Raw genomic sequence first — 23,499 nt, forward strand, 5'->3', positions numbered from 1 at the left:
AGGAGACTGACAATGACCAAAGGCAGCAATTTCTGGGTGATCGGCGGCGAGTTCGGTTCGATGAACTTCCACAAGCTCGTGGAAGGCTCGGCCCAGGTCAAAGGTCCGTTCAAGACCCGCAAGGAAGCCGAGGACTGCTGGCGCGAGGTGTCGGAAGAGAGCCGCCACAAGGCCGGCGTCCGCTTCTCGATCGTGGAAGAGCCGCAGCGCGCCCCGGCAGCCTGATCAGGCGGCTGCCGAGTTCATCTGAGAAGACGTCCAAGGATGGATGGTCCCATCCAGGCCCTGCCTGGGTGGGATCGTCTGTTTTTGGCAGGGCGAAAGCTCTGTGGGCGCCGTAAGTCTCTGGAATTGTGGGCCTTTGCGGAGGGTGTGGTTGCTGATAGGTTAATGACGGAAAGTCGAGGACGAGGCCGACAATGTCAGAGCCCGAGACCAGCGGGATTCCCGGCCAGCCGCGCCCGGTGCGGCTGCGTGATGCGCTGCTGCGCGCGCGGATCGAGGCTGCTGACCGGACCGGCGTCGTTGTCGATCTCAGGGATGCCGAGGTGGCGCGGCTCGAGATCCTCAACGACGCGCTCGATCCCCTGTTCGCGCAGGTGCCTGATCAGATCGACCTGTTCGACCGCGGGATCAGCCAGGGCGATACGCCGAGACTCTGGATCGACGTCGTCGCCCACATCGTGATGGGGCGCGACAAGCGGATGTACCGCTTCGTCCAGGACACCCGCTTCGGCCGCATCGTGCTCGCCGAATCGCACGACACCGCCGTGATCGTCGAGGCCGTCACGGACTACGTCGCGCGCCGCATGGTCGAGCGCGAACGTGCGATGGTGGTCACGCCCGCACCGCAAGCACCGGTCGCCGAGCCGCCGCGCCGCTCGCGCTTCTGGCCGTTCGTGTTCGGGTTTGTGCTCGGTGCGGCCGCGCTGTTCGGCGTCGCTCTGCTTGCGGTCTTGCGGAACTGGTGAGGCGTCCTCCGCCGTCCTTCCGCGGCGCGCGAGGCGCGAGCCCGCAATCCATCCATCAGCACGTATTGTCGCCCGATGGATTCCGGGCTCATGCTCCGCATGCCGCGGAATGACGGTGAACTAGATCAACCTTACATGCTTGATCTGCCCGACCTGAAACCCCGCCCCGAGGCTCCGCACCGTCTGCTCGCAGCGCCAGCCGGCATTGTCCTTCTCGATGGTGAACAGATTGTACGCCGCCGCCGGATAGCGTCCGTGCGCGAGCGCGGAAGCCGAGGGCACGCCGAGCACGGGAATATTGCCGTTGGGGCCTTCGACCCATATCGTCGAATGAACGTGGTCATGCCCGTGCAGGACCAGCTCGACGCCGTGGCGCTTCAACAGCGCCAGCAATTCCGGCGCGTCCGTCATCCGCTTCTGGCGTGCGTCGGATTTCAGCGGATGATGCACCAGCAGCACGCGGAAGACGTCCTCTTTCGCGAGCCGTTCGAGCACCTCTGCGAGAGCGGCGAGCTGATCGCGCCCCAGCGTACCCGTCGCCATCAGCGGCAGGGTCGGCACCGCCGTGGACAGGCTGATCAGCGCCAGCGGACCGCGCCGGCGTACGGCCGGAAAAGCCGCAGCGCCAGGCGCATCTGCGGCGATGTAGGCCAGGAACGTCTCGCCGAAGCGATGACGCGTCGCGCTGACATAGGCGTCGTGATTGCCGGGAATCGCGGTCACGCGGTCCGGCGGGCCGACGCTTTCGAGCCAGGCCAGGGCCGGCGCGAATTCCGCCTCCAGCGCCAGATTGACGAGGTCGCCCGTCACTGCAATGTGGTCGGGCGCCTGCGCCTTCATGTCGGCGACGAGCGCGTCGAGAACCTCGCGGCGCTGGTATTTGTGGCGGTTGCGCGTCCAGTTGACGTAGCCGAGCGCGCGCTTGCCCGCGAGCTCGATCAGCCGCGGCTTCGGCAAGGGCGCTAGATGCGGGTCGGAGAGATGGGCGAGCGTGAAGGGAGCCATGGCGCGCGATTGCCTCGCTATTGCTCCGCTGTAATGGCAAGCTCGCAAGGAGCACGCAAGCAAAGCCTGCAAGGGTCCGTCGAGGAAGGCTGATGGGTGAACGTCTGAACCGGGTCCGACGGAAAGCCGAGCCGCTGCTGCGGCGAGTCTTCCACGCGTATTTCCTGGTGGTCCGCGGCATGACGCTCGGCGTCCGTGCCGTGGTGCTGGATGCCGACAACCGGGTCTTCCTGGTCAGGCACAGCTACGTCAGCGGCTGGTACCTGCCGGGCGGCGGCGTCGATTTCGGCGAGACCATGGAAGAGGCATTGCGACGCGAACTCAAGGAGGAGGGCGATATCGATCTTACCGGCGAGGCGGTCCTGCATGGCATCTTCCTCAACAGCCACGTCTCCCGCCGCGACCACGTCGCGGTCTACGTGGTCAGGCAGTTCAGGCAGGATCGCCTGCCCGGGCCCAACCGCGAGATCGTCGAGTGCGGGTTCTTCGACAACACCGCATTGCCCGAGGGGACCACGCCCGGCACGCGCCTGCGGCTTGCCGAAGTGCTCGATGGCCGGCCCCCGATTGCGACGTGGCGCTGAGGGTAGCCTGTGCTAGTAACCGGCTCGACGGGTGCCACGGGAAACCGGATGAAGACTGCCAAACTCGCCTTCGGCCTGATCTGTCTTGCGATCCTCGCCAGCAACATCGCCACGATGTCTCGCTGGAGTGAGGCGCGCGGGGTCTATGACGACATCTGCTATCTCCGGCAGGCGCACCTCTTCCAGCGCATGGGTCTCGGTGGGCTCAACACCAATGCTGCCCTGGATGACGATCGCTATTTCGAAGGCAAGCTGAAGCAGATCGCGTTCGCCGAGTGGCGGGACCCGATCCGCTGGCCGTGCCACAACCCGATGCCGAACGGCAAGATCGTGATGCAATACCCGCCGGGCACCGGATTCCTGCTTGCGCTGTTTCCCGAAGGCAACCAGGTGGTGCCGCTCTACATCGCGGCGAGCCTGATCGTATGCGGTCTTGCGCTAGCGGGCATCGCCATGGCGCGCACGCTGTCTTCGGTCGCCGGTGCGGGTCTGTTCGGCGCGCTTGCCGTCTATCTCATGATCAATCCGGCCAAGGCGAGCTATTCCATCGCGCCGACGATGGCGGTGTGCGCCGTCGCAGGCTGTCTGACGGCGTTGTGGCTGACCAGGGACAAGCGCAACGTGCTGCTGATTGCGCTGATTGGCCTGCTGCTAGGCGCGTCCGTCAATTTCAGGCTGCCGAATGCGCTGCTCGTGGCCGGCTACGTCATCTATCTCGGCGTTGCGTTCCTGCGGGTGCGGACGCTGTCAGCCTTCGCGCAGGGGCTCGGCTTCGGCCTCGCTGTCCTCCTCGGCATGGCCCCGACCCTGATCGCGCAGGCGATCAATGCCGGCAGCCCGCTGGCCACGACCTATGGCAGTGCCGACGTGGTCGCGCCAGCCTTCGATCTTGCCGTGCTCGGCCAGTATCTGCGCGACATGCAATTCGTGCTGATCGTGCTCGCGATCGGCTCCACGGCCTGGCTGTTGCGCGTAGGGAAGGGGAGCGTACGGCAGGTGGCCCTGGTCGTCGCCGGCAATCTCACGGTCAACCTCGTCTTCTTCCTGAGTCACCCGGTCTTCACGCCCTATTACATCGTGCCGATCGCGATGCTGTCCCTGTGGAGCGCCTCGTTCGCCTGGCTGATTCAGCCGGGGCAGGCATCGCAGGCTGTGCCGTTCGGGCGCGAGCCGACGGGCCTCGGAGCGACGTCGCGATGACCTCAACGCAACTCCGCATCGCCGTGCTGGTGCCCTGCTACAACGAGGAGGGGACGGTTGCGGCCGTCGTTGCCGGCTTCCGCAAGGCGCTGCCATCGGCGGAGATCTACGTCTACGACAACAACTCGCGCGACCGGACCGCCGCGGTCGCGCGCGAAGCCGGCGCGATCGTGCGCAGCGAGGGACGGCAGGGCAAGGGCCACGTCGTGCGCCGCATGTTCGCGGACGTCGAGGCCGACGTCTATGTGCTGGTCGACGGCGATGCCACCTACGATGCGCCGAGCGCACCACGCATGATCGACAGGCTGCTCGATGATCATCTCGACATGGTGGTCGGCCTTCGCATCGATCAGGTCCAGTCCGCCTACCGGTTCGGCCACCGTGCCGGAAACCGCATGCTGACCGGATTCCTGTCCTCGACCTTCGGTCACGCCTTCAAGGACATCCTGTCCGGGTACCGGGTGTTCTCGCGCCGCTTCGTCAAATCCTTCCCCGTGCTCTCCGACGGTTTCGAAATCGAGACTGAGCTCGCGGTCTATGCGCTGGAATTGTCGCTGCCGGTCGCCGAGCTCGAGACGCCTTACTACGCTCGTCCTGAAGGCTCGTTCTCGAAGCTCAACACCTGGCGCGACGGCTTTCGCATCCTCGGCACCATGCTGAAGCTCTACCGTTCGGAGCGGCCGTTGCGCTTCTTCACGGCGATCGGAATCCTGCTGGCCCTGGCCTCGGTGATTCTCGCAATCCCCATCGTGATCACCTTCATCGAAACCGGCCTCGTCCCGCGCCTGCCGACTGCCGTGCTGTCGATGGGCCTGATGATCATGGCCCTGCTGTCGGCATCGTCGGGGCTCGTGCTGGACACCGTCACGCGCGGGCGGCGGGAGATGAAGATGCTCGCCTACCTGTCCCAACCGGCAGCGAAAAGCAACTGAGCGCCCTCGCTGGCCGATGGACCGCGGTGCGTTCAGGTGCTATCCCGCAATCGACATGAACGATCTCTCACTGACCATCCTTCCCGAAGCCGCCGGAGACGCTCAGGCCATCGAGCGGCTGCACGAACGTACCTTCGGTCCGGGCCGCTTCGTGCTGAGCGCCTACCGGATTCGCGAGCACGTCGATCATCTGCTCGAACTCTCCTTCACCGCCCGCATCGCGACCCTGCTGGTGGGCTCCGTCAGGCAATTGCCGATCCTGATCGGCGACACGCCCGCACTGCTGCTCGGGCCGCTCACCGTCGAGCCGCCGTTCCGCGGCCGCGGGGTCGGTCGTCTCCTGATGGAGCGGGCCTTGAACGACGCCAGGTTGAAAGGTCATCGGCTGGTGCTGCTCGTCGGTGACGAGCCTTATTACGGCCGTATCGGATTCAAGCAGGTCGAAAAAGGCCGCGTCACCATGCCGGGCCCGGTCGACGCCGCCCGCATCCTGGTCTTCGAGCTCGTCGACGGCGCCTTTGAGGGCGTGTCGGGACGAGTGGGGCCTGACTGGAGCAAGGCGCGGAGATAAGAGCCTTGGCCCAGCGTGCGTCTGCCGCGCTTCGTCTCCGCTGGAGCGCCAATTTACGGTTCATGGAGCGGCCATGGCAAAGCACCGCATCTGCACCACCAGCTTCGCGAGCGTGTATCCGCTTTACATTGCGAAGGCGGAGAAGAAAGGACGCACCAAGGCGGAGGTCGATGAGATCATCTCCTGGTTGACCGGTTACGATCGGAGCCAGCTGGAAGCACAACTTGCCAAGCGGACCGATTTCGAAACCTTCTTTGCTCAGGCCCCGCGCGCCAATCCTGCGCGCACCCTCATCACCGGTGTGGTTTGCGGCGTCCGCGTCGAGACCGTCGCAGAGCCGACGATGCGTGAGATTCGCTACCTGGACAAGCTGATCGACGAACTGGCGCGCGGCAAGGCGATGGACAAGATCCTGCGGGAGGCCTGATCCGCATCTGCGGTCGCGTTCCGCCGATGCGCAGCAACGTGACGCTGCCGGATGGCTTGCGAAGGTTCAGCGCCCCTGCGGAGTGTATTGGTTGAGCTCGTGGATACCCATCTGCTGCTCCAACTGAGCGACACGGGCAGCCATCTTCTCGAAGCCATCCTCTCCAAACAGGTCGTGCTCGGTCTTCTCGAAGTCCTCGGCCATGGCGTCGTATTCATGGGCCGAGACCAGATCCTTCAGCTTCGGGAAGAGGTCTGTGTCCTCACGGGCGGCGTGTGGACGGTACATGGTGATGAACGACTGGATCGTGTCGACCAGCCGCGTACGGTCGGCGCCGCTGCTCCTGCTGGTCGGTGCCAGCCTGATGATGGTCTCGGTCAGCTTCCGGCCCGCCTCGTGCTGGCGTTCCAGGGTATCCACCAGTGCGACCATTTTCCCGGCGGTCCTGAAGCGCGGAAAGAGGTGCTTCTCCTCCGTCTTCTCATGGTAGTTGTTGATGAAGTCGCGGATGATCTCGGCTGACCGGGTGATCAGGGCGGGATCGAAGTCCTCGTTCGACGCGTATTTGCGGACCCCCGCTTCGTAGACCAGCAACACTCGATCGAGCACGCCGTGCTCGCGCATGAGATCCTCGGGCGGAGTGACTTCCTTGCCCGTTTTGCCTGTGACCGCCTCCTTCAGTTTCTCGCCGATGCCCTTCTCTTCTGCGAAGGCCCGTCGGGTGAAAACGGCTGGGGCCGCGACGGCGGCCAGCGTGCCAAACAGAAATAGGCGGCGCTTTGCTGGTGTGACGGCTTCCATGATGGACGCTCCCGTGAATGGAAACGCCGTGGATGTCTCTGTCTGAAACGGGGCGATACACGTCCGCGTGCCGACGTGGTCCTTCTTCCCTGGACATCGTGGGCGCTTTCCGCAGCAACGGCCGGTGGAAAGGCTCGTTCCAATTGCGACAGATGGAACTGGTGGCGACCGGTGACCGTCCCCGGCTGTTTCAGTTGAGCCGCGCTGTTCTTGTGCGGATGAGCGACGCAAGGCTTGTTGCGGCGCAACGGTGCTCCGGTATCTCTATGCATCGCCAGGCCGGATCGCTCCAAGCTGCGAGGCAGACTCCAGCGGCTGATGGAGGCATGGCGGCTTCGAGGCGCTCAGGAGCGCACATGGAAGCCGGCAAGGCCCATCCACCATGTGGCCCGCCGGTTTGCTGCTTGAGGCTAGAACTTGAAATTCGCGAACGCCCTGACTCCGATGCCTGGCAACAGCACCTGGTCCTTGTTGAAGGAGACGGCATTGCGGATGTTCTCGTTCAGTAGGTTGTTGCCGACCAAGCCCACATGCATCTCGCGCGCGCCGAACCAGCTTTGATGGAGCTTCGTCCTGTAGCTGACCTCGGCCCTTAGCAGGTTGTAGCCGGGCGTCGGCGTCTCCGCGATAGGTGCGATGTCGTTTTGCGCGAACGCGTGCAGCAGGTTGATCCGGGCAAACCAGTCGGCGTCGCGATAGTACACACCACCGCCCAGCCGCTGGGGCGGAATGCGTGGCACGTTGGTGCCGTCGTCGAAGGTCGCGCGCACGATGTCGTATTGACCCTCGATGCCCCAGATCCCGTTCCAGACCGGCATCACGTCGTACTGGAACTGGAATTCGCCGCCACGAAATGTCGCGTCGCGCTGCGAATAGATCGCCTGATTCAGTTCGAGCCCCGCGCCAAGCTGGCAAACGCCGTCCTCGCACGTGTTGCCGGTCAGGCGCCGGTAGATAAATCCGTTGAACTTGGTGTAGTAGCCGGTGATTTCGAAGCGAAGCGGCCCTACCGCCCGTCGCAGTCCCGCCTCGACCGACTTGGCCGTCTCGATGCCGAGATTGGGATTGCCTATGTCGAATGTGATGGTGGCATCGTGGCCGCCGCGCGAAAACAATTCCGCCGGTTTCGGCGCACGCTCGACATATTGACCGGTGATGCTCGCGACCAGATCCCAAGGAAGGTCGTGGATCAAGCCGATGCTCCCGCTCACGGGCGTGAAGTTGCGGTTGACCGCCGTTGCGGGGCCGATCGCGGCCGGATCGACGGCGAGGTCGAACACATCGGGGACGAAGGCTGGCGCCGTGCCGCTCAACCTTGCGCTCTCGACGCGCCCGGCGATCTGAGCCTTGGCAGCTTCGCTGAACTTGAACTCGTTGAAGATGTACCCGGCGACCTTTGTGTTCTTGTTCGGATCGAACAGTCCGTTGATCGGGTTGCCCGGATCGTCTGGACTCGGCGCGGTCAGCTTCTGGTGCGACGCCTGAACGCCCACGGCAGTGGTCAGCGCAGCAAAGCGGACGTCGAACGGCGCAAGCTGCACCTCGACGCGGCCTTCCTGTTCCTTGCTGGTGAAGGTTTGTCTCACGCCGAGGGAGGTGAGATCTGCAGCGTCGGCGAGCCCGACCTCATCGTGTTTATAGTCGGTGGCCCCCGCCCAGAACCGTATCGCATCGATCGCCGCAGCGTCCGGCCGATATTCACCTTTTGTCGTGAATTTTGTTTGCCGTCCGTCGATCCGCGTGAGGAACTCGCTGCCCTCGATACCAGGAATATGATAGAGCGCGTTGTGCTGCGTGATCGCCGCGCCAACATAGCCGCCATCGAAGATGTAGGAGCCGCCGACAGACCCGCCGTAGCCCTGCGATGCCGAATTCGGCTGGCGTCCGTTGAACGGCAGCGTCGGGTCGGTCAAGAACGGGTAGCTCGGGATGTTGTAATCGCCGGCCTTGCGGCCAAAGGCATCGGCATGGACGGCAAAGTTACCGCCGCCGGCGTCGAGCAGCATGGCACCTTCGACCCCGCGATCGACAGACGTCACCGCCGTCCGTGTTTCCGCGGTGATGCAGCCCGGTGATCCGACGTTCGCCAGCGGCGCCTTGGTCGGGAGTCCGTAAGTCGGAAAGGGCGCCGTGCAGGACGGCAAGGCATCCGGAATTCGATTGTTCGTTGCGCTGACCACGCCGCCGATCGCGGTGGAGCCGTAGCGCAGCGTCGCCGGTCCGCGGATGACCTCGACCTGGTTGGTTGCCAGCGGATCAATCGGCACGAAGTGATCCTCGCCGAGATCGGACGCGCCATTGCTGCCTGTTCCGTTCTCGACGATGCCGACACGGTTGGTGTCGAGGCCGCGAATGATCGGGCGGCTGGATGCGCCGGGTGCGAATTCGGAGCCGGTGATGCCAGGCTTCGAGAACAGGAGATCGCCGAGCGTGCCGCCGCCGTTGCGCCGAATTTCCTCGTTCGGCACCACGGTGACGGTCGCGAACTGATCGGTCACGATCGGCAGCACGCCTTGCTGAGGTGCGGCAGGCACCGGGGCTGCCGGCGCTGGTTCAGCCGCTTGCTCGCGGCTGCGCACCCGCGCGGTCCGCGTGCCGCCGCGCCCTGCGTTGCGGGAGGGCACCACCGCTCTGCGCACGATCGGGCTCGGCGCCGTGACGGTCACGGCCGGGATCTCCGTCGATGATTTGTCCTGGGCCGGATCTTGAGCGAAGACCGGCGTGGCGGCGGCACCGAGCAGGAGCAGGCTTGCTCCGCCGAGACGCTGGGCGCGTCGCAATTGAAATGACATGGTCCTGATTCCAGTCAGGCGCGATCCGCATGTGATTGTTGATCGGAGGCGGCCTGCCGTCGGGGCGCGACGGAATTCGACTTCAACTCTTCCCGGGCATTCGCCGATGCGCGGCGACGCTGGGCGTGATCAAGCGCTGGAAGTCAGGAGGCGGGAGGGGCGCGGGGCTGGAATGCCGTGCCGGCCGACCTCAGATGGATGAATTCGGCGTCCGTGGTGCGGCGGAGCAGATCGATGGCCTGCGGTAGCAGCAGCACGGGCGGCGTTGACGATACGACAGCACCGGCCATCGCGATGATGGCGCAGATCCCGCAATTGTCCTCGCCGTGGTGGTCGCGGTCGGGCCCCGAGGGCGATTGCTTCTGGACCGCGACGCTGTCGATGGACGCAAGGCTCTTGCCGCTGTCCTTGCCGCCCTCGGCCTGATGCAGCGAGGATTGAGCGAGGGGCGCGGCCTGCGCGAACCAATGGCTGTGGCCGAACGTCAGCGCGAGCTGCACCAGCATCGCGAACAACGCGAGCCGGGCGCCGTGCCTGATATTCGACCGGAACCACTTCATCTGGAAACGCCACCCCTACATCGGAGCGTCGATCCCAGGACGCTGCGATGTTATAGTGTAACATCGCCGCATCGGTCCGCCGATGTCAACGGCAGGGGGATCAGCGCGTGCAGACCGAGGAGCCGATGTGTCGTTTGGGCAACTAGCGCCCCTCGCGGACCCAGGTGGCGGCGAAAGCGCCGAGCAGCAGCAACAGGCCGATCAGGCCGGAGAAGATCGGCAACACGCCGACGCCCTTCACGACACTGGCGTCGCGCATCCGCACCCCCATCCAGCCGTCGCCGGCAAAGACGCTGGCCGAACGCACCGGCAGGATACGCGGCAGCTCGACGCTGGAGCCGTCGGCCACGCGCACGGCGTTGCCGCCGGTTGCCTGCGCCAGCGGTCTCAAGGTATCGACCGTGGAGGTGACTTCCGAAAACTCCTTCGGATTGGTCGGGCCGACATTGATCAGCGCTTTCAGCGTGCCGTCGGTCGCCTGCCAAAGGCCGAGCTCGTTCGCCGGCAGGCTGGCGCGCCACTCGCCGGGATCGCCGGGCGAGAGCGTCAAATCCTGCGACACGCCAGACGGTGAGGTCACGCTCACCGGCTGGACGCTGTCCGCCATGGTCTGGCGCACCACGACCAAGTCCTTGCCCTGCACCTGCAGGCGCAGCGCCTCCTCGTCCAGATCAGGCTGCTTCATCAGCCAGTGCGATGTCCGCCTGAGCAGGTCGAGATGCGGGCCGCCGCCTTCATAGCCGCGCGCCCACAGCCAGATGTGGTCGGACAGCAGGAGCGCGACGCGTCCCTCCCCGAAGCGCGACAGGAACAGCAGCGGCTTGCCGTCGACGCCGGTCATGACAGGCGGGTTGACCGCGTTGCGCGTGTCGACCGTGCGGAAGAATCGACTCCAGCGCGGCGGCTCGGATCCCGAGCCCTCCAGCCCGCGCGTGACGGGATGGCGTTTGCCGACGTCGGACAGATGCGCATAGAACGGCTTTTCGGTCACGCCGACCGGCTCTGCCGGCAGCACCGAATCCAGCGGCGTGCGCCAGATGCTGGTGTTGGAGGCGTAGTCGGGACCGGCGGACACCAGCACGGCGCCGCCGCCGCGCACATAGCGCGCGATGTTGTCGAAATAGGCGATCGGCAGCACGCCCTGGCGGGCGTAGCGGTCGAAGATGATCAGCTGGAATTCGTTGATCTTCTGCTGGAACAATTCGCGGGTCGGAAACGCGATCAGCGACAATTCGTTGATCGGCGTGCCGTCCTGCTTCTCCGGCGGCCGCAAAATGGTGAAGTGCACGAGGTCGACGCTGGCGTCGGATTTCAAGAGATTGCGCCAGGTGCGCTCGCCCGAATGCGGCTCGCCGGAGACCAGCAGCACGCGCAGCTTGTCGCGCACGCCGTCGATGGCGACGACGGCGCGGTTGTTCACCGGCGTCAATTCTCGCTCCAGCGGCGAAGCCTCGATCTCGACGATGTTCGGGCCGGCGTGCTTGATGTCGACGTCGACGCTTGCGGCCTGGCCACTTGATAGGGTGCGCTCGTTGATGACCTCGCCGTCGCGGCGGATCGTGACCCTGGCGCGCTCACCCGAGACGCCCTGGTCGTCGAGGCGATAGGAGATTGTCTGGGTCTGCCCAACGATGCCGAAGCGCGGCGCCGCCGTGATCGCGATGCGGCGGTCGCGCTCGTCCTTCTGGCCGGTGACCAGCGCGTGCACCGGCGCCTGGAAGCCGAGCGCGGTGGCGTTCGCGGGAATGTCATGGACGCGGCCGTCGGTGATCAGGAAGGCGCCGGCGACACGGTCGACCGGCACGTCCGACAAGGCCGAGGCGAGGGCGCCGAACAGCTTGGTGCCGTCGGTCTCGCCGTCGGCCTGGCCGGCATCGACGACGCGGACCTCCAGTCCCTTGATCTTCTTCAGGCTGTCGACCAGCCCTTCCTGCGCAGCTGCGGCCTCGCGGTTGCGGCTGCCGAAATTCTGGCTCGGGCTCTTGTCGACGACGACGGCCGCGACCGAAGTGAGGGGATCGCGGTCCTCGCGGGTGAAGGAGGGATTGGCGAGCGCCAGCAGGATCAGCGCGAGCGCAGCCACGCGCACCGCGGCGCCGCGCGCACGCGCCGCCAGCAGCACGATGGCGATGACGACGATCGCGGCGAACGCGAGCCACAGAACGATGGCGGGAACAAGCGGCGTGAACGCGATGCCGTAATTCATGTCGATCCTATTGCCCCAGCCGTTCGATCAGCGCCGGAGCGTGCACCTGGTCGGCCTTGTAGTTGCCGGTCAGCGTGTACATCACGATGTTGGCGCCGGCGCGGTAGGCGAATTCGCGCTGGCGGGGATCATCGCCGGTCACCGGCAGCATGGCCTGCCCGTCGGGCCGCACCGCCCAGGCGCCGGCAAGATCGTTCGAGGTGATGATGATCGGCGAGACGCCGTCGCCGCCGCGCGCAGGCCGCTGCGCGCTGTCCTCGTCGTCGTCTTCGCGCGGCAGCGTCTCGACCCAGGTCTGGCCGGCGGTGAAGCGGCCCGGGAAGTCGCGCAGCAGATAGAACGTCTTGGTCAGCACGTGCTCGCGCGGCACCGGCTCGAGCCCGGGCACGTCGAGCGAGGAAAGAATGTCGCGCAGCGTCTGCATGCCCGGCGTTTGCGACGCGCCGTTCGCGCCAGGCGGTGCCTCGATCGCGTCGCGGGTATCGAACAGCACGGTGCCGCCCTGCTTCATGTAGGCGTCGATCTTGTTGATGGCGTCCTGCGGCGGCTTCGGCGCGCCAGGCACGATCGGCCAATAGATCAGCGGGAAGAAGGCGAGTTCGTCCCGTGCAGGATCGATGCCGATGGGATCGCCGGCCTCCAGCGCGGTGCGCTGGGCGAGGAACAGCGTGAGCCCGTTCATTCCCGCCTTGACGATGGAATCGACGTCGGCATTGCCCGTCACGACATAGGCGAGACGGGTCTGCGACACTGCCTTCATCGCGAACTCGTCCGCTGCGCTGTCGGCACGTGCCGCCGTCGGCGCAAACGATATCAGGCCTGCCAGCGCCAGGGCGAGCACGATCGTTGCGGGCGCGGCGCGGCGCCTCAGCAGCGCGGCGAGGCCGCCGCCGAGCAGCGCGACGATGATGGCGTCGATCAGGAACAGCGCAAGCGCCGTCGACAGCAGCCAGCCGCGTAAGTCGCGCGGCTCCGCATTGGTGTAGGTCGCGTGCCGGGCGCGCAGGCTCGCGGTGTTCAAAGCGGCGATGCGGTCGGCGGCGGCAAGCGTGTTCACGGCGAGCGGTCCTTCTGCCGGACCGTAGAAGCCGGGCGGATGATCGGGGGTGGCGCGGTCGCGATAATCCGCGGGCAGCGGCTTTGCTGTCGCCGGCGGCGGACCGAAGGCGCCGAAGCCGTCGAGAATGTGCAGCGGGGCCACCGTCTCGGCACTCGCTTCGCCGGCAACCCCGGCGCCGGGCTTGGACGTGTAGCCGGACATGTCGACGACCCGCCGCAGCATTTCGACGAAGGTGCCCGACATCGGAAGGTCCGACCAGCGCATGTCGGCGCTGACATGGAACAGGCTGACGAGGCCCTTGCCGCGATGCTCGCCGGTCACCAGCGGCGTGCCGTCTTCGAGCGAGGCCCAGCTCCTGGTGGCGAGAACCGCGTCGGGCTCGGCCAGCACCTGCCGGCTCACGGTGACGTCCTTCGGGACGGCGATGCCTGCGAACGGGCCCTCGCCCGCGAAAGAGGCGAGATGCTGCGGCTTCTCCCAGGTCAGGCTGCCGCCGAGCGTGCGGCCGCCCTTGCGCAGCTTGACCGGCACGAGATCGTCTTCGGCCTGCGCCAGCCGGGGGCCTGCGAACCGCACCAGGACGCCACCCTGGTCGACCCAGGCGTTGAGACGCTCGCGGAGCTCGGGCGATATGGTTCCGACATCGGCGAGGATGATCATCGGCAGCTTCTGGTCCAGAAACTGCGTGATGCCCTGCTGCGGCGAGCCCTTGTCGGCGAGCCGCACGTCGGCGAATGGCGCCAGCGCGCGGGTGAGATAGAAGGTCGGCGCCAGCAGCGGCTGTGCGGTTTCGCTGGTCGAACCCGAGACGATGCCGATGGCGCGGCGGCGCCAGCGCTTGTCGAGCAGCTGCACGGCGCCGGCGGAGCGCTCACCCGAGATCTCGAGCCGGGTGATGTCGTTGCGCAGCTCGACCGGCAGATCGAACGCCGCTTCGGTCTCCTTGTCCTGCGATCCGAACGAATAGCGGGCTTCGCCGATCGGCGCGGCCTTCTGGTCGAGTGCGCGCACGGTGCCGACCGCGATGCCGCTGTCGGTGCGCAGCACCTTCACCGTCATCTTCGCCGCGGCGTTCTCGGCTGCGACCAGGGCCAGCGGGGAAGAGGTGCCGCCTTCGAACACGGTCAGGCTGCGATCGCCGATGGTCTTGCCGAGGCCCTGCACGAAGTCCTCGCCGCGGCCGGTGTCGACGCCGTCCGACAGCCAGGCGATCTCGCAGTCGCCGGTGACCTTGAGGAAACGGTCGACCGCAGTCAGCGTCTCGACGCGGTCGATCGAGTACGGCTTCGGCGCGAGTTGCCGCAGCGCGACGCGCGCTGCGCCCGCCGGCATGAGGGTGATGTCGCGGTTCGGCTCGGACAGCGGCACCAGCGCGATGGCGCGGCCGTCATTGTCGGCATTTGCGATCAGCTCGTCGGCGGTCCTGATCCTGATGTCCCAATGCGAAGCGGCGCTCCAGCCGTCGTCGAACATGATCATCAGCGGCGCCTTGCTGCCGGCCGCGCCGGTTTGCGGATTCCAGATCGGGCCGGCGGCGGCGAAGATCACCAGCGCGGCGGCGAGCAGGCGCAGCGCGGTCAGCCACCACGGCGTCCGTGAGGGCGTTTCCTCCCGCGGCGTGATGTCGAACAACAGCCGCGTCGGCGGAAACTCGATGCGCCGCGGCCGCGGCGGCATCACGCGGAGCAGCCACCACAGCACCGGTAGGCTCACGAGACCGATCAGCAGCAGCGGTTGAGTGAAGGCGAGCGGCAATCCCATCATGCGGCCGGCCCCGCCTTGATCGTCGTGGTGCGGGCGCCCGACTTGCTGACCTGCATGCCGGCATGCAGGAACAGCAGCAGCTCCGCGGCCGAGCGGTCGGTCGCGTGGGTCGTGAACAGCCAGTCGAGCTTGTTGGTCTCGGCGCGGATCTGGTCGCGGTGCAGCGCGAGGCGCGCGGTGTAATCCTGCGCCCAGCTCTCGGCGCGGCCCGCGGTAATGACGCCGAAGCCTTCCGGCTCGACGAATTCGACGCGGCCCGAATAGGGGAACGACTCTTCGGCGGGATCGACCACCTGCACCAGCGCGCCATGCGCGCCCGTGCCGGAGAGCCCTGCGAGCGTCGTCCTGATCTCGGCGATCGGCGACCAGAAATCCGACAGCACGACGATCTCGGCCAGCGCCGCCGGCACGAAGGACGGCGGCAGGCTCAGCCGGTCGGCACCGTCATGCAGCATGGCCTGCGCCATCCTGTCGATGACGCTGCGGCTTGCCGTCGGCGCCATCAGCCCGGGGATGCCGACGCGCTCGCCGCCGGCGACGAGCAGCTCGGCCAGCGCGAAGGCGACGATCAGCGTCCGTTCGAGCTTGGACTCGCGCGCGGTCCTGGAGGCGAACGCCATCGAGGGCGAGCGATCCGGCCAGATCCAGACCGTGTGGGAGGCTTCCCATTCAAGCTCGCGGACATAGAGATGGTCGTCGCGCGCCGATCGGCGCCAATCGACATTCTGCGACGGCTCGCCCGAGACGAAGCGGCGGTACTGCCAGAAATTCTCGCCGGAGCCGGCGCGCCGCCTTCCGTGCAAACCGTGAATCACGTTGGCCGCGATGCGGCGAGCCTCGAGCACCAGGCGCGGCAGCGAAGCGGCGAGCGTGCGGCTTTCGCCATCGGCACGTCGGATCGCCAGTGTCTCCTTCGCCGCGTGCCCGTTCTCTGCTGCCATCAACCGATCCGTGTCTTCAATTGCCGGATCACGTCCGGAATGGTGCGGCCTTCGGCGCGCGCCTGGAACGTCAGGGCCATGCGGTGCTTCAGCACGGGCTCGGCAAGGTCGAGCACGTCGTCGATAGACGGTGCGAGGCGCCCGTCGATCAGCGCGCGCGCGCGCACGGCCAGCATCAGGGATTGACTGGCGCGCGGACCCGGGCCCCAGGCAATGAATTTGCCGGCTTCACCCGCGTCCGGACCCGGGCGGGCCGAGCGCACCAGCGACAGGATCGCCTCAACGACGGAATCGCCGACCGGCAGGCGGCGGATCAGCCGCTGGGCGGTGATCAGTGCATCGGGGCTCATCGCGCCTTTGGCCAGCGTCTCCTCGACGCCGGTGGTCTCGAACAGGATGCGGCGCTCGGCGTCGCGATCGGGATAGTCGACGTCGATCTCCATGAGGAAACGGTCGAGCTGGGCTTCGGGCAGCGGGTAGGTGCCTTCCTGCTCCAGCGGGTTCTGCGTCGCGAGCACGTGGAACGGCTTCGGCAAATCATGGCGGGCACCGGCAACCGTGATGTGCTGCTCCTGCATCGCCTGCAAGAGCGCCGACTGCGTGCGCGGGCTGGCGCGGTTGATCTCGTCCGCCATCAACAGCTGCGCGAACACCGGTCCTGAAATGAAGCGGAAGGCGCGCTTGCCCGCGGTGCTCTCATCCAGCACTTCGGCGCCGAGAATGTCCGACGGCATCAAGTCGGGCGTGAACTGGATGCGCTTGGCATCGAGACCGAGCGTGACGCCGAGCGTCTCGACCAGCTTGGTCTTGGCGAGACCCGGCACGCCGATCAAGAGCGCGTGGCCGCCGGAGAGGATCGTGACGAGCGTATTCTCGATCACGCGATCCTGGCCGAAGATGACGGAGGCGATCGCGTCCTTCGCCGCGCGAATCTGGCTCGACACCTGCTCGGCCGAACGGACGATCCCGTCCTCGAGTTTCTCGACACTCTCCGCCATTCGCTCGCTCCTTCAGCCTGCCACGCGGCTTGCTTGCATCGTCCCGTCACTACGTCGCGTGAGGTCATCACGCCGGATCATGGGCCCCATGCTAGACTTGCAGGGAAGGCCATGTATTCGTTGAATTAACCTATCCCCACCTTATCGGCTTCGGGTTATGTACGGCATCACGAAGTGGCGACCTCCACACCGGACTATCCCGGATGGAACCGCACACGTGAGTACAACGTAGACCTGCACCAATCGTGCCAATCACAAAGTCAGGGCAAACCATGGCGAACCAAGGGCAGAGCGCCGATCGCGGTCTCGAGGGGCTGACGGCTGCCGCCAAGAGCGCTGCCGATGCAGAAGGCGCCACGAAGGGCCTGCCTCCGGTGCATCTGTGGAATCCGCCGTTTTGCGGCGATCTCGACATCCGAATCGCCTCCGATGGTACTTGGTTCTATCTGGGGACGCCAATCGGGCGTCCCGCTTTGGTGCGGCTGTTCTCGACCATATTGAAGCGCGAGGGCGACAAGTATTTCCTGGTCACGCCGGTCGAGAAGGTCGGCATCCGCGTCGATGACGCGCCGTTCATGGCGGTCGAGATGCAGAAACAGGACGAGGGTGATCGTCGCGTGCTGCGGTTCCGCACCAATGTCGACGACTGGGTCACCTGCGACGCCGAACACCGGCTCCGCTTCGAGCAGGCCAGGGATGGCGGCCTGACGCCATATCTGCATGTCCGCGCCGACCTATGGGCCAAGGTTACAAGGGCGCTCTATTACGATCTGGTTGACATGGGCGAGGAGCGGGTGGTCGATGGCCAGCCGATGTTCGGTGTCGAATCGGCCGGCGAGTTCTTCGTCATGGCCGATGCTGAGCAGGTGAGGGCCGCGCTTTGAACATGAACAAGCCTATCCTGACGAACGAGCCCGTCGCGATGGGAGCTGCGGATTTCTTCGCCCGCTCGAAGGCGAAGCTTGGCTTCGACGTGCCGCCGGGCCTTTACGATCCCAACATCATCCCTGCCTCGGGCGATCCCGGCACCGACAAGATGCTCGAGATCATCGCGCGGGAGCAGCCGGTGCGCCCCGCAGCGGTGCTGATCGCGGTGGTCGACCATCCCGAGCCGACCATCCTGCTGACGCAGCGCTCGGCGCATCTCAACGACCATGCCGGTCAGATCGCCTTTCCCGGCGGCAAGATCGACGCGACCGATTCCTCGCCGCTCGATGCCGCGCTGCGCGAGGCCGAGGAGGAGGTCGGGCTGTCCCGAGAGTTCGTGGAGCCGCTCGGCTATCTCGATCTCTACGGCACCGCCTTTGGCTTTCGCATCCTGCCGACGGTGGCCAGGGTGCGGCCAGGCTTCGAGCTCGCCATCAACCATTCCGAGGTCGATGACGCCTTCGAGGTGCCGCTATCCTTTCTCATGAACCCGGTGAACCACCAGGTGCACAGCAAGGAATTCCGTGGCCTGGAGCGATCCTATTACGCGATGCCCTTCGCCGAACGCTACATCTGGGGGGCGACGGCCGGAATGCTGCGTGTGCTCTATGAGCGGATCTATTCATCATGATCCGGACGATTCTGACCGAGATCGGAATCTTCCTCGTTCCCTTTGCCGTCTATGCGCTGTTTCTGGCTGCTGCGCGCTCCGGCGTGTTCGCGCGGTCGTCCTGGCCGGTCACCGTCGTTGCGCGCCTCGCTCTGGTCGCGATCGTGCTGGTGATTGCGGGGCTGATCGGCCTCGCGCATTTCTCCGGCGCGCCGCCGGATTCGACCTACGTTCCCGCCCATATCGAGAACGGCAAGCTCGTGCCGGGCGCGGAAAAGTAGGGGCCTCCCGATGAGTGCGGAGCCGTTACTCGCCCATGCGCCCTGGCTGACCGCAGGCGGGACCGCGCGCGTCCTGGAACTGCTCAGCACCGATGGCGAGGAGGCGCGGGTGGTGGGTGGTGCCGTGCGCAACGCGCTGCTCGGCCTCCTGCCTGGTGACATCGACATCGCGACCACGGCGCTGCCGGACGAGGTGATGCGGCGCGCCAAGGCCGCCGGCATCAAGGGCGTGCCGACCGGCATCGACCATGGCACCGTCACGCTCGTGATCGACGGGCATCCCTATGAAGTCACGACGCTGCGCCAGGATACCGAGACCTTCGGCCGCAAGGCCAAGGTTGCGTTCGGCCGCGACTGGGTGAAGGACGCCGAGCGGCGCGATTTCACCATGAACGGCCTCTCGGCCGATGCGCACGGTGTCGTCTACGACTATGTCGGCGGCATCGGCGATGCCCAAGCGCGCCGCGTGCGCTTCATCGGCGATCCCGACCAGCGCATCGCCGAGGATTACTTGCGCATCCTGCGCTTCTTCCGCATCCACGCCGCCTTCGGTGCCGGCGAGCCCGACCGCGACGGCTATCTCGCCTGCATCCGGGGACGCGCGGGCCTGGCCAACCTGTCGGCCGAGCGGGTGCGCATGGAGATGCTGAAATTGCTGGTGGCCGGCGGTGCAGCTGCGGCCGTCCTCGCCATGGCCGAGGGCGGATTGCTGCAGCCGCTGGTCGGCGGCGTCGCCTATACGGGTCCCTTCGCGGCGATGATCGCGACCGAGCGCGCGCTCGGCCTTGCTCCAAACAGCACGCGACGTCTCGCCGCGCTTTCGGTCGCCGTCACCGAGGACGCCAAGCGCGTCGCCGTGCGCTTGCGGCTCTCCAACGCCGAGACCAAGGCGCTGGATTCGATGGGCCATCGCTGGTGGCGCCTCGCCACCAAGGACGAGGCCAATGCACGGCGGCTGCTCTACCGGCTCGGCGTGGAGCGCTATCGCGATCGCGTGCTGCTGGCCTGGGCGAGGAACGGCGGCGACGTGCATTCGCCGCGCTGGCGCTCGCTCGCCGAGCTGCCGCAGCGCTGGACCGCGCCGAAATTTCCGTTGAAGGCCGCCGATTTCATCGCGCGCGGCATGACGGAAGGGCCCGGGCTCGGACACGTGCTGACGCTCGCCGAGGACGCCTGGCTCGCCGCGGATTTTCCCCTGGACGAGGCTGCGCTCGCTTCGATCGCCGACCAGGCTGCGGCCCGCGTCGGCCGCGATGAGAAAACCTAGGCTCGATGGCGATGATCGCGGCGCCCCGGGATCGCCCCGAGCATCGGACTTTCGCCTGTCTCAGCTAGGCCAACCGGCTTCCCGCGAGCATGATGCGGCGCTCCTCCATCCGTGGCGCCCACGGGTCACCCGAGGGATCGTCACCCAGTCTCTCTGCAAGAAAGTCGATAAAGAGACGAAGCCGGCTCGGCGAGAAACGCCGATGCGGGTAGAGGACATGAACGCCGAGGCTGCCCCAGTCGCAATCCTCCAGGATCGGGACCAGCAGGCCCGCCTCGATGTCCTTGCCGCAGACAAATGACGGAAGCCAGGAGACGCCAAGGCCCGCAACGGCCGCCTTGCGCAACGTATCGGCGCTCGTCGAGGCGAGCCGGGCGGTCATCCTGACCCTGCCGTGCATCTCACGCCGGCGCCAGGACCAGTCCAGACGAGGCGCGGGCTGCGAGAAGGTCAGCGCGGGCAGGGCTGCGAGCATCTCGGGCGTCTCGGGCACGCCGTGCCTGGCCAGGAATTCCGCGCTTGCCACGACGCGAAAGTGGGTTGTCGCGAGCTTGCGTCCGATCAGTGCGGTGTCGAGCGACGGTGCGACCCGGATCGCCATGTCGAAGCCTTCTTGCACGAGATCCACCGGGCGGTTCGTCAGGTCGGCGACGACGGCGATCCCGGGATGCTGCGACATGAAATCGACGAGCAGCGGCGCGAGGTGGTCCTGGCCCAGTTCGACCGGCGCCGTCACGCGGAGCGTCCCGCGCGCCAGCCGTTTCTCCGCTCCGACGGTGCCCTCCGCCTCGTCGACGGCTTCGAGGATTGCGAGCACCTTCTCGAGGTAGAGCTGTCCCTCCGGAGTCGGTCGGACCGAGCGCGTGGTTCTGTCGAGAAGCCGGGCTCCGGTGCGCTCCTCGAGATGACCGACATGCTTGGCCACCATTGCGGCTGACATCGCGCAGGCGCGGGCCGCCGCGTTGAATCCGCCGAGCTCAACCACCCGCACGAAGACACGCATGCTGCTCAGCGTATCCATGGCCTATCGCACACTCCCAGTCATCATCGTTCCTACCACGCGGTGAATTCCCGCAAGCGCCTCGGCGGCGTAGATCGCGCGAGCCCGCTCGGGCCGTTGCGAACAAGAGGTACCACATGACGACATTGCTGCAATTCGACTTCGCGTTTGATGGGCCGTGGGGAGAAGATCTCCAGATCGCCTGCCGCGATCTTGCGGACGACATCGCGGCCCAGCCCGGGCTCATCTGGAAGCTCTGGGGCGAGAACCGCGACGCTGGCCGCGCGGCAGGCATCTACCTGTTCGAAACGCCGGCAGCTGCCGCTGCGTATGTCGCCAAACATCGGCCCCGTCTCGCCGCCCTTGGCGTGACCGACCCCGCCATTTCGTCCTTCAGCCTCAACCTGCCGCTGTCTCGCATGACGCGGGCGCCATTCTGAGAGGGTAGGCGATGTACACGACCATTGCCGAAGTCGAGATCGAGGATCTTGCGCGCTTTCTGTCCGTCTTTGCAACGGATGGCCGCAACAAGCGGGAGGCGCATGGAAGCCTCGGCGCCGAGGTGCTGTTCGCATCGGATGGCTCGGACCGGGTCATCGTCCTGATCGACTGGCGGGACGAAGCGGCCTGCGACGCCTTTCGATCCGATGCCTCGGTGCCGCCGACCATGGCCAAAGGCGGCGCCAAGGGCCGGCCGCGATTCACACCCGTCATCAGGGCGGGCCGGTTCGTCGCATGACGTCGGACGCGGCGGCCAAGCCGGCTGCCGCGTGCCTCGCTGACATCGAGAAGCGTTGAACCTGTGATTGATCAACGATACCCTTGCAAGTGCCCGGCTGGCAGGAAATCAAAGGGGGAGCGTGATGGTCCGCAAGTTGACGGCATGTGCAATCGTTGCGACTGGCATGTGTTTCGCCGGCGTGACAAACGCTGAGGCGCAGCAGCCGGACTTCAACGCGCCTGACCTGATCCTTGTCAATGGAAAGGTTCTGACGCTGGACGAACGATCGACCGTCACGGAGGCCGTCGCCGTTGCAGATGGAAAGATCCTCGCAACCGGAACCAGTGCTTCGATGAGGTTGCTTGCCGGCGCCCGCACCCGCGTGATCGATGTGTCTGGCAAGACCGTCATTCCTGGATTGATCGATACCCACGCTCACTTCAAGGCGGCTGGGCTGGGCGACTATGTCGTAAGCCTGGGCCGGGCCAGGACCGTCGCGGAAGCGCTCGAGGCCATCAAGTCATTCGTTGCGAAGAGGAAGCCGGGCGAGTGGATCGTGGGTGGCGCGTGGCATCCGCCGTCCCAGCTTGCCGAGAAACGTTATCTGACGAGGCAGGAGATCGACAGCGTTGCTCCCAACAACCCGGTCTATCTTCGCACCGTCGGGCATTTCTCCATGGCGAACACCATGGCTCTACAATTGGTCGGCGTCGACAAGTCCACCGCGGATCCGAGTGGTGGAAAGTTCGAGCGCGACGCGGCCGGTGACTTCACAGGCCTGCTCGTGGAATCGGCGATCGATCGGGTCGAGAAGGCCGTGCCGCCCTGGACGGAGGCTGACGAAATACGGCAATTTACCATCGCCCAGGGCGTGCTGAACAGCTTCGGTATCACGAGCGCGGTCGAAGGAGCGACGGAGGCACGCGACATCCGCACGCTGCAGAAGCTCGTCGCATCCGGGAAAGCGACCCTGCGCACCGGCGTGATGTTTCGACCGGAGCCACCTGCCGATCTGACCGCATGGGAAGCGATCATGGCGGGCAATGGGGCCTCCTCGGGGTTTGGCAACGATTGGCTCAAGTTTGCCGGCATCAAGATCTTCTACGACGGCGGCATGACTCTGAAGACGGCGCTCATGCGCGACGTGTATCCCGATTCACATGACAACTACCATGGCATTGCGCAGCAGACGCCGGAGCGGCTGAAGCAGCTCGTCTCCATCTGCAACCGTTATGACTGGCGTGTCGGCGTTCACGTGGTGGGTGACCTTGGTATCGACCATGTGCTCGATGCGTTCGAGTCGGCAGACAAGGAAAAATCGATCCGCGACCGTCGCTTCGTCCTCATTCACGCCAGCCTGATCCGGCCGGAACAGATGGAGCGTGCGCAAAGGATCGGAGTCCGTATCGATTTCCAGAACGCCTTCATGTGGGACAAGGCCGCGACCGTCGAGCGATTTCTCGGGCGAGCGACCGCTGACCGCGCCGTACCGACCAGGACGATGATCGAGAAAATGGGAATCGATAGCCTCGGCGCCGGCACGGACTTTCCCGTAAACCCGATCAACCCCTTCCTCAACATGTATGTCATGGTGACCAGGAAGGATCCCAACGGAAACGCCTACGGCGCGGCAGAGGCCATAACGCGCGAGCAGGCCCTGCGCCTCTACAGCAGCGCGGCTTCGCGCTCAACGTTCGACGAAGCGCGTAAAGGGACCATCGAGCCCGGAAAGCTCGCGGACATCGTGGTGCTCTCCGCGGATTACACGGCCGTGCCCGAGGACCAGATCAAGGACATCAAGGCGGACCTGACGATCGCCGGCGGCAAAGTCGTCTTTCAGCGCTGAATCGACACCGACAGACAAATGCCGCGCGAGGTCCG

Annotated in this window: 23 protein-coding genes; 14 read left to right on the top strand and 9 right to left on the bottom strand. The window is 65.9% G+C overall.

Translation table 11 applies throughout. The annotated features are described in order from the left end of the window. Positions 1 to 12: 12 nt before the first annotated feature. The gene (locus tag K408_RS0126285) at positions 13 to 225 is read left to right on the top strand and encodes a DUF4170 domain-containing protein (RefSeq protein ID WP_024341447.1); all 213 of its coding nucleotides are present in this window, start codon (positions 13 to 15) and stop codon (positions 223 to 225) included. A 194-nt stretch (positions 226 to 419) separates the two neighbouring features. Continuing rightward, a complete protein-coding gene (locus tag K408_RS0126290; protein ID WP_024341448.1) occupies positions 420 to 971 on the top strand; it encodes a hypothetical protein in 552 nt (183 codons plus the stop codon). A 120-nt stretch (positions 972 to 1,091) separates the two neighbouring features. Here K408_RS0126290 and K408_RS0126295 read toward each other — a convergent pair whose 3' ends face one another. Next, complete coding sequence (locus K408_RS0126295) at positions 1,092 to 1,976, bottom strand: metallophosphoesterase family protein (protein WP_024341449.1); 885 nt, start codon at positions 1,974 to 1,976, stop codon at positions 1,092 to 1,094. Positions 1,977 to 2,068: 92 nt separating this feature from the next. On the opposite strand from K408_RS0126295, the gene K408_RS0126300 reads away from it, so the two are divergent. The 5 genes from K408_RS0126300 to K408_RS0126320 all read left to right on the top strand — a co-directional run bounded on the left by K408_RS0126300 (position 2,069) and on the right by K408_RS0126320 (position 5,690). Next, entirely contained in the window at positions 2,069 to 2,560 is a 492-nt protein-coding gene (locus K408_RS0126300; protein WP_024341450.1) for an NUDIX domain-containing protein, read from the top strand. Between the two features lie 48 nt (positions 2,561 to 2,608). After that, complete coding sequence (locus tag K408_RS38770; protein ID WP_051160709.1) at positions 2,609 to 3,760, top strand: hypothetical protein; 1,152 nt, start codon at positions 2,609 to 2,611, stop codon at positions 3,758 to 3,760. Beyond that, positions 3,757 to 4,692: a glycosyltransferase family 2 protein gene (locus K408_RS0126310; protein WP_024341452.1), complete on the top strand. Its 936-nt coding sequence runs from the start codon at positions 3,757 to 3,759 to the stop codon at positions 4,690 to 4,692. Before K408_RS38770 ends, K408_RS0126310 begins: the two co-directional genes overlap by 4 nt. Before the next feature lie 55 nt (positions 4,693 to 4,747). Then, positions 4,748 to 5,263 (top strand): GNAT family N-acetyltransferase, encoded by a 516-nt coding sequence (locus K408_RS0126315; RefSeq protein WP_024341453.1) that lies wholly within the window; start codon positions 4,748 to 4,750, stop codon positions 5,261 to 5,263. A 73-nt stretch (positions 5,264 to 5,336) separates the two neighbouring features. Further along, a complete protein-coding gene (locus K408_RS0126320; protein WP_024341454.1) occupies positions 5,337 to 5,690 on the top strand; it encodes a DUF2200 domain-containing protein in 354 nt (117 codons plus the stop codon). Positions 5,691 to 5,756: 66 nt separating this feature from the next. Here K408_RS0126320 and K408_RS0126325 read toward each other — a convergent pair whose 3' ends face one another. The 7 genes from K408_RS0126325 to K408_RS0126355 all read right to left on the bottom strand — a co-directional run bounded on the left by K408_RS0126325 (position 5,757) and on the right by K408_RS0126355 (position 16,812). Continuing rightward, positions 5,757 to 6,491 carry a hemerythrin domain-containing protein gene (locus tag K408_RS0126325; RefSeq protein ID WP_024341455.1) on the bottom strand — a complete coding sequence of 245 codons (735 nt, stop codon included), beginning with the start codon at positions 6,489 to 6,491 and terminating at the stop codon, positions 5,757 to 5,759. 410 nt (positions 6,492 to 6,901) lie between these two features. Next, positions 6,902 to 9,283 (bottom strand): TonB-dependent receptor, encoded by a 2,382-nt coding sequence (locus K408_RS0126330; protein WP_024341456.1) that lies wholly within the window; start codon positions 9,281 to 9,283, stop codon positions 6,902 to 6,904. A 143-nt stretch (positions 9,284 to 9,426) separates the two neighbouring features. After that, positions 9,427 to 9,843 (bottom strand): DUF2946 domain-containing protein, encoded by a 417-nt coding sequence (locus tag K408_RS0126335; RefSeq protein ID WP_024341457.1) that lies wholly within the window; start codon positions 9,841 to 9,843, stop codon positions 9,427 to 9,429. A gap of 142 nt (positions 9,844 to 9,985) precedes the next feature. Continuing rightward, complete coding sequence (locus K408_RS0126340) at positions 9,986 to 12,049, bottom strand: membrane protein (protein ID WP_024341458.1); 2,064 nt, start codon at positions 12,047 to 12,049, stop codon at positions 9,986 to 9,988. Between the two features lie 7 nt (positions 12,050 to 12,056). Further along, positions 12,057 to 14,873 carry a DUF4159 domain-containing protein gene (locus K408_RS0126345; RefSeq protein WP_024341459.1) on the bottom strand — a complete coding sequence of 939 codons (2,817 nt, stop codon included), beginning with the start codon at positions 14,871 to 14,873 and terminating at the stop codon, positions 12,057 to 12,059. Next, positions 14,870 to 15,814 carry a DUF58 domain-containing protein gene (locus K408_RS0126350; RefSeq protein WP_024341460.1) on the bottom strand — a complete coding sequence of 315 codons (945 nt, stop codon included), beginning with the start codon at positions 15,812 to 15,814 and terminating at the stop codon, positions 14,870 to 14,872. The genes K408_RS0126345 and K408_RS0126350 overlap by 4 nt, the downstream gene beginning before the upstream one ends. Further along, positions 15,814 to 16,812, bottom strand: coding sequence for an AAA family ATPase (locus K408_RS0126355; protein ID WP_024341461.1), 999 nt, complete (start codon positions 16,810 to 16,812; stop codon positions 15,814 to 15,816). The genes K408_RS0126350 and K408_RS0126355 overlap by 1 nt, the downstream gene beginning before the upstream one ends. A 272-nt stretch (positions 16,813 to 17,084) precedes the next feature. On the opposite strand from K408_RS0126355, the gene K408_RS0126360 reads away from it, so the two are divergent. Genes K408_RS0126360 through K408_RS0126375 form a run of 4 tightly spaced genes read left to right on the top strand, consistent with a single transcriptional unit; the run spans position 17,085 to position 19,897 of the window. Beyond that, positions 17,085 to 17,696, top strand: a complete 612-nt coding sequence (locus tag K408_RS0126360) for a DUF1285 domain-containing protein (protein WP_024341462.1) — start codon at positions 17,085 to 17,087, stop codon at positions 17,694 to 17,696. Between the two features lie 2 nt (positions 17,697 to 17,698). After that, complete coding sequence (locus tag K408_RS0126365) at positions 17,699 to 18,370, top strand: CoA pyrophosphatase (RefSeq protein WP_024341463.1); 672 nt, start codon at positions 17,699 to 17,701, stop codon at positions 18,368 to 18,370. Continuing rightward, on the top strand, positions 18,367 to 18,630 hold the full coding sequence (locus K408_RS0126370; protein ID WP_024341464.1) for a DUF6111 family protein: 264 nt from the start codon (positions 18,367 to 18,369) through the stop codon (positions 18,628 to 18,630). Before K408_RS0126365 ends, K408_RS0126370 begins: the two co-directional genes overlap by 4 nt. A 10-nt stretch (positions 18,631 to 18,640) precedes the next feature. Further along, complete coding sequence (locus tag K408_RS0126375) at positions 18,641 to 19,897, top strand: CCA tRNA nucleotidyltransferase (protein ID WP_024341465.1); 1,257 nt, start codon at positions 18,641 to 18,643, stop codon at positions 19,895 to 19,897. A 64-nt stretch (positions 19,898 to 19,961) separates the two neighbouring features. On the opposite strand, the gene K408_RS38775 is transcribed toward K408_RS0126375, so the two are convergent. Then, a complete protein-coding gene (locus K408_RS38775) occupies positions 19,962 to 20,918 on the bottom strand; it encodes a LysR family transcriptional regulator (protein ID WP_024341466.1) in 957 nt (318 codons plus the stop codon). A gap of 116 nt (positions 20,919 to 21,034) precedes the next feature. Between K408_RS38775 and K408_RS0126385 the strand changes: the two genes are divergently transcribed. The 3 genes from K408_RS0126385 to K408_RS0126395 all read left to right on the top strand — a co-directional run bounded on the left by K408_RS0126385 (position 21,035) and on the right by K408_RS0126395 (position 23,464). Continuing rightward, entirely contained in the window at positions 21,035 to 21,337 is a 303-nt protein-coding gene (locus tag K408_RS0126385; protein ID WP_024341467.1) for a monooxygenase, read from the top strand. A gap of 11 nt (positions 21,338 to 21,348) precedes the next feature. Further along, on the top strand, positions 21,349 to 21,636 hold the full coding sequence (locus K408_RS0126390; RefSeq protein ID WP_024341468.1) for an antibiotic biosynthesis monooxygenase: 288 nt from the start codon (positions 21,349 to 21,351) through the stop codon (positions 21,634 to 21,636). Positions 21,637 to 21,760: 124 nt separating this feature from the next. Then, positions 21,761 to 23,464: an amidohydrolase gene (locus K408_RS0126395; protein WP_024341469.1), complete on the top strand. Its 1,704-nt coding sequence runs from the start codon at positions 21,761 to 21,763 to the stop codon at positions 23,462 to 23,464. The last annotated feature ends 35 nt before the right edge of the window (positions 23,465 to 23,499 follow it).

The organism is Bradyrhizobium sp. in8p8, from assembly GCF_000426845.1.
GTDB lineage: Bacteria > Pseudomonadota > Alphaproteobacteria > Rhizobiales > Xanthobacteraceae > Bradyrhizobium > Bradyrhizobium japonicum_C.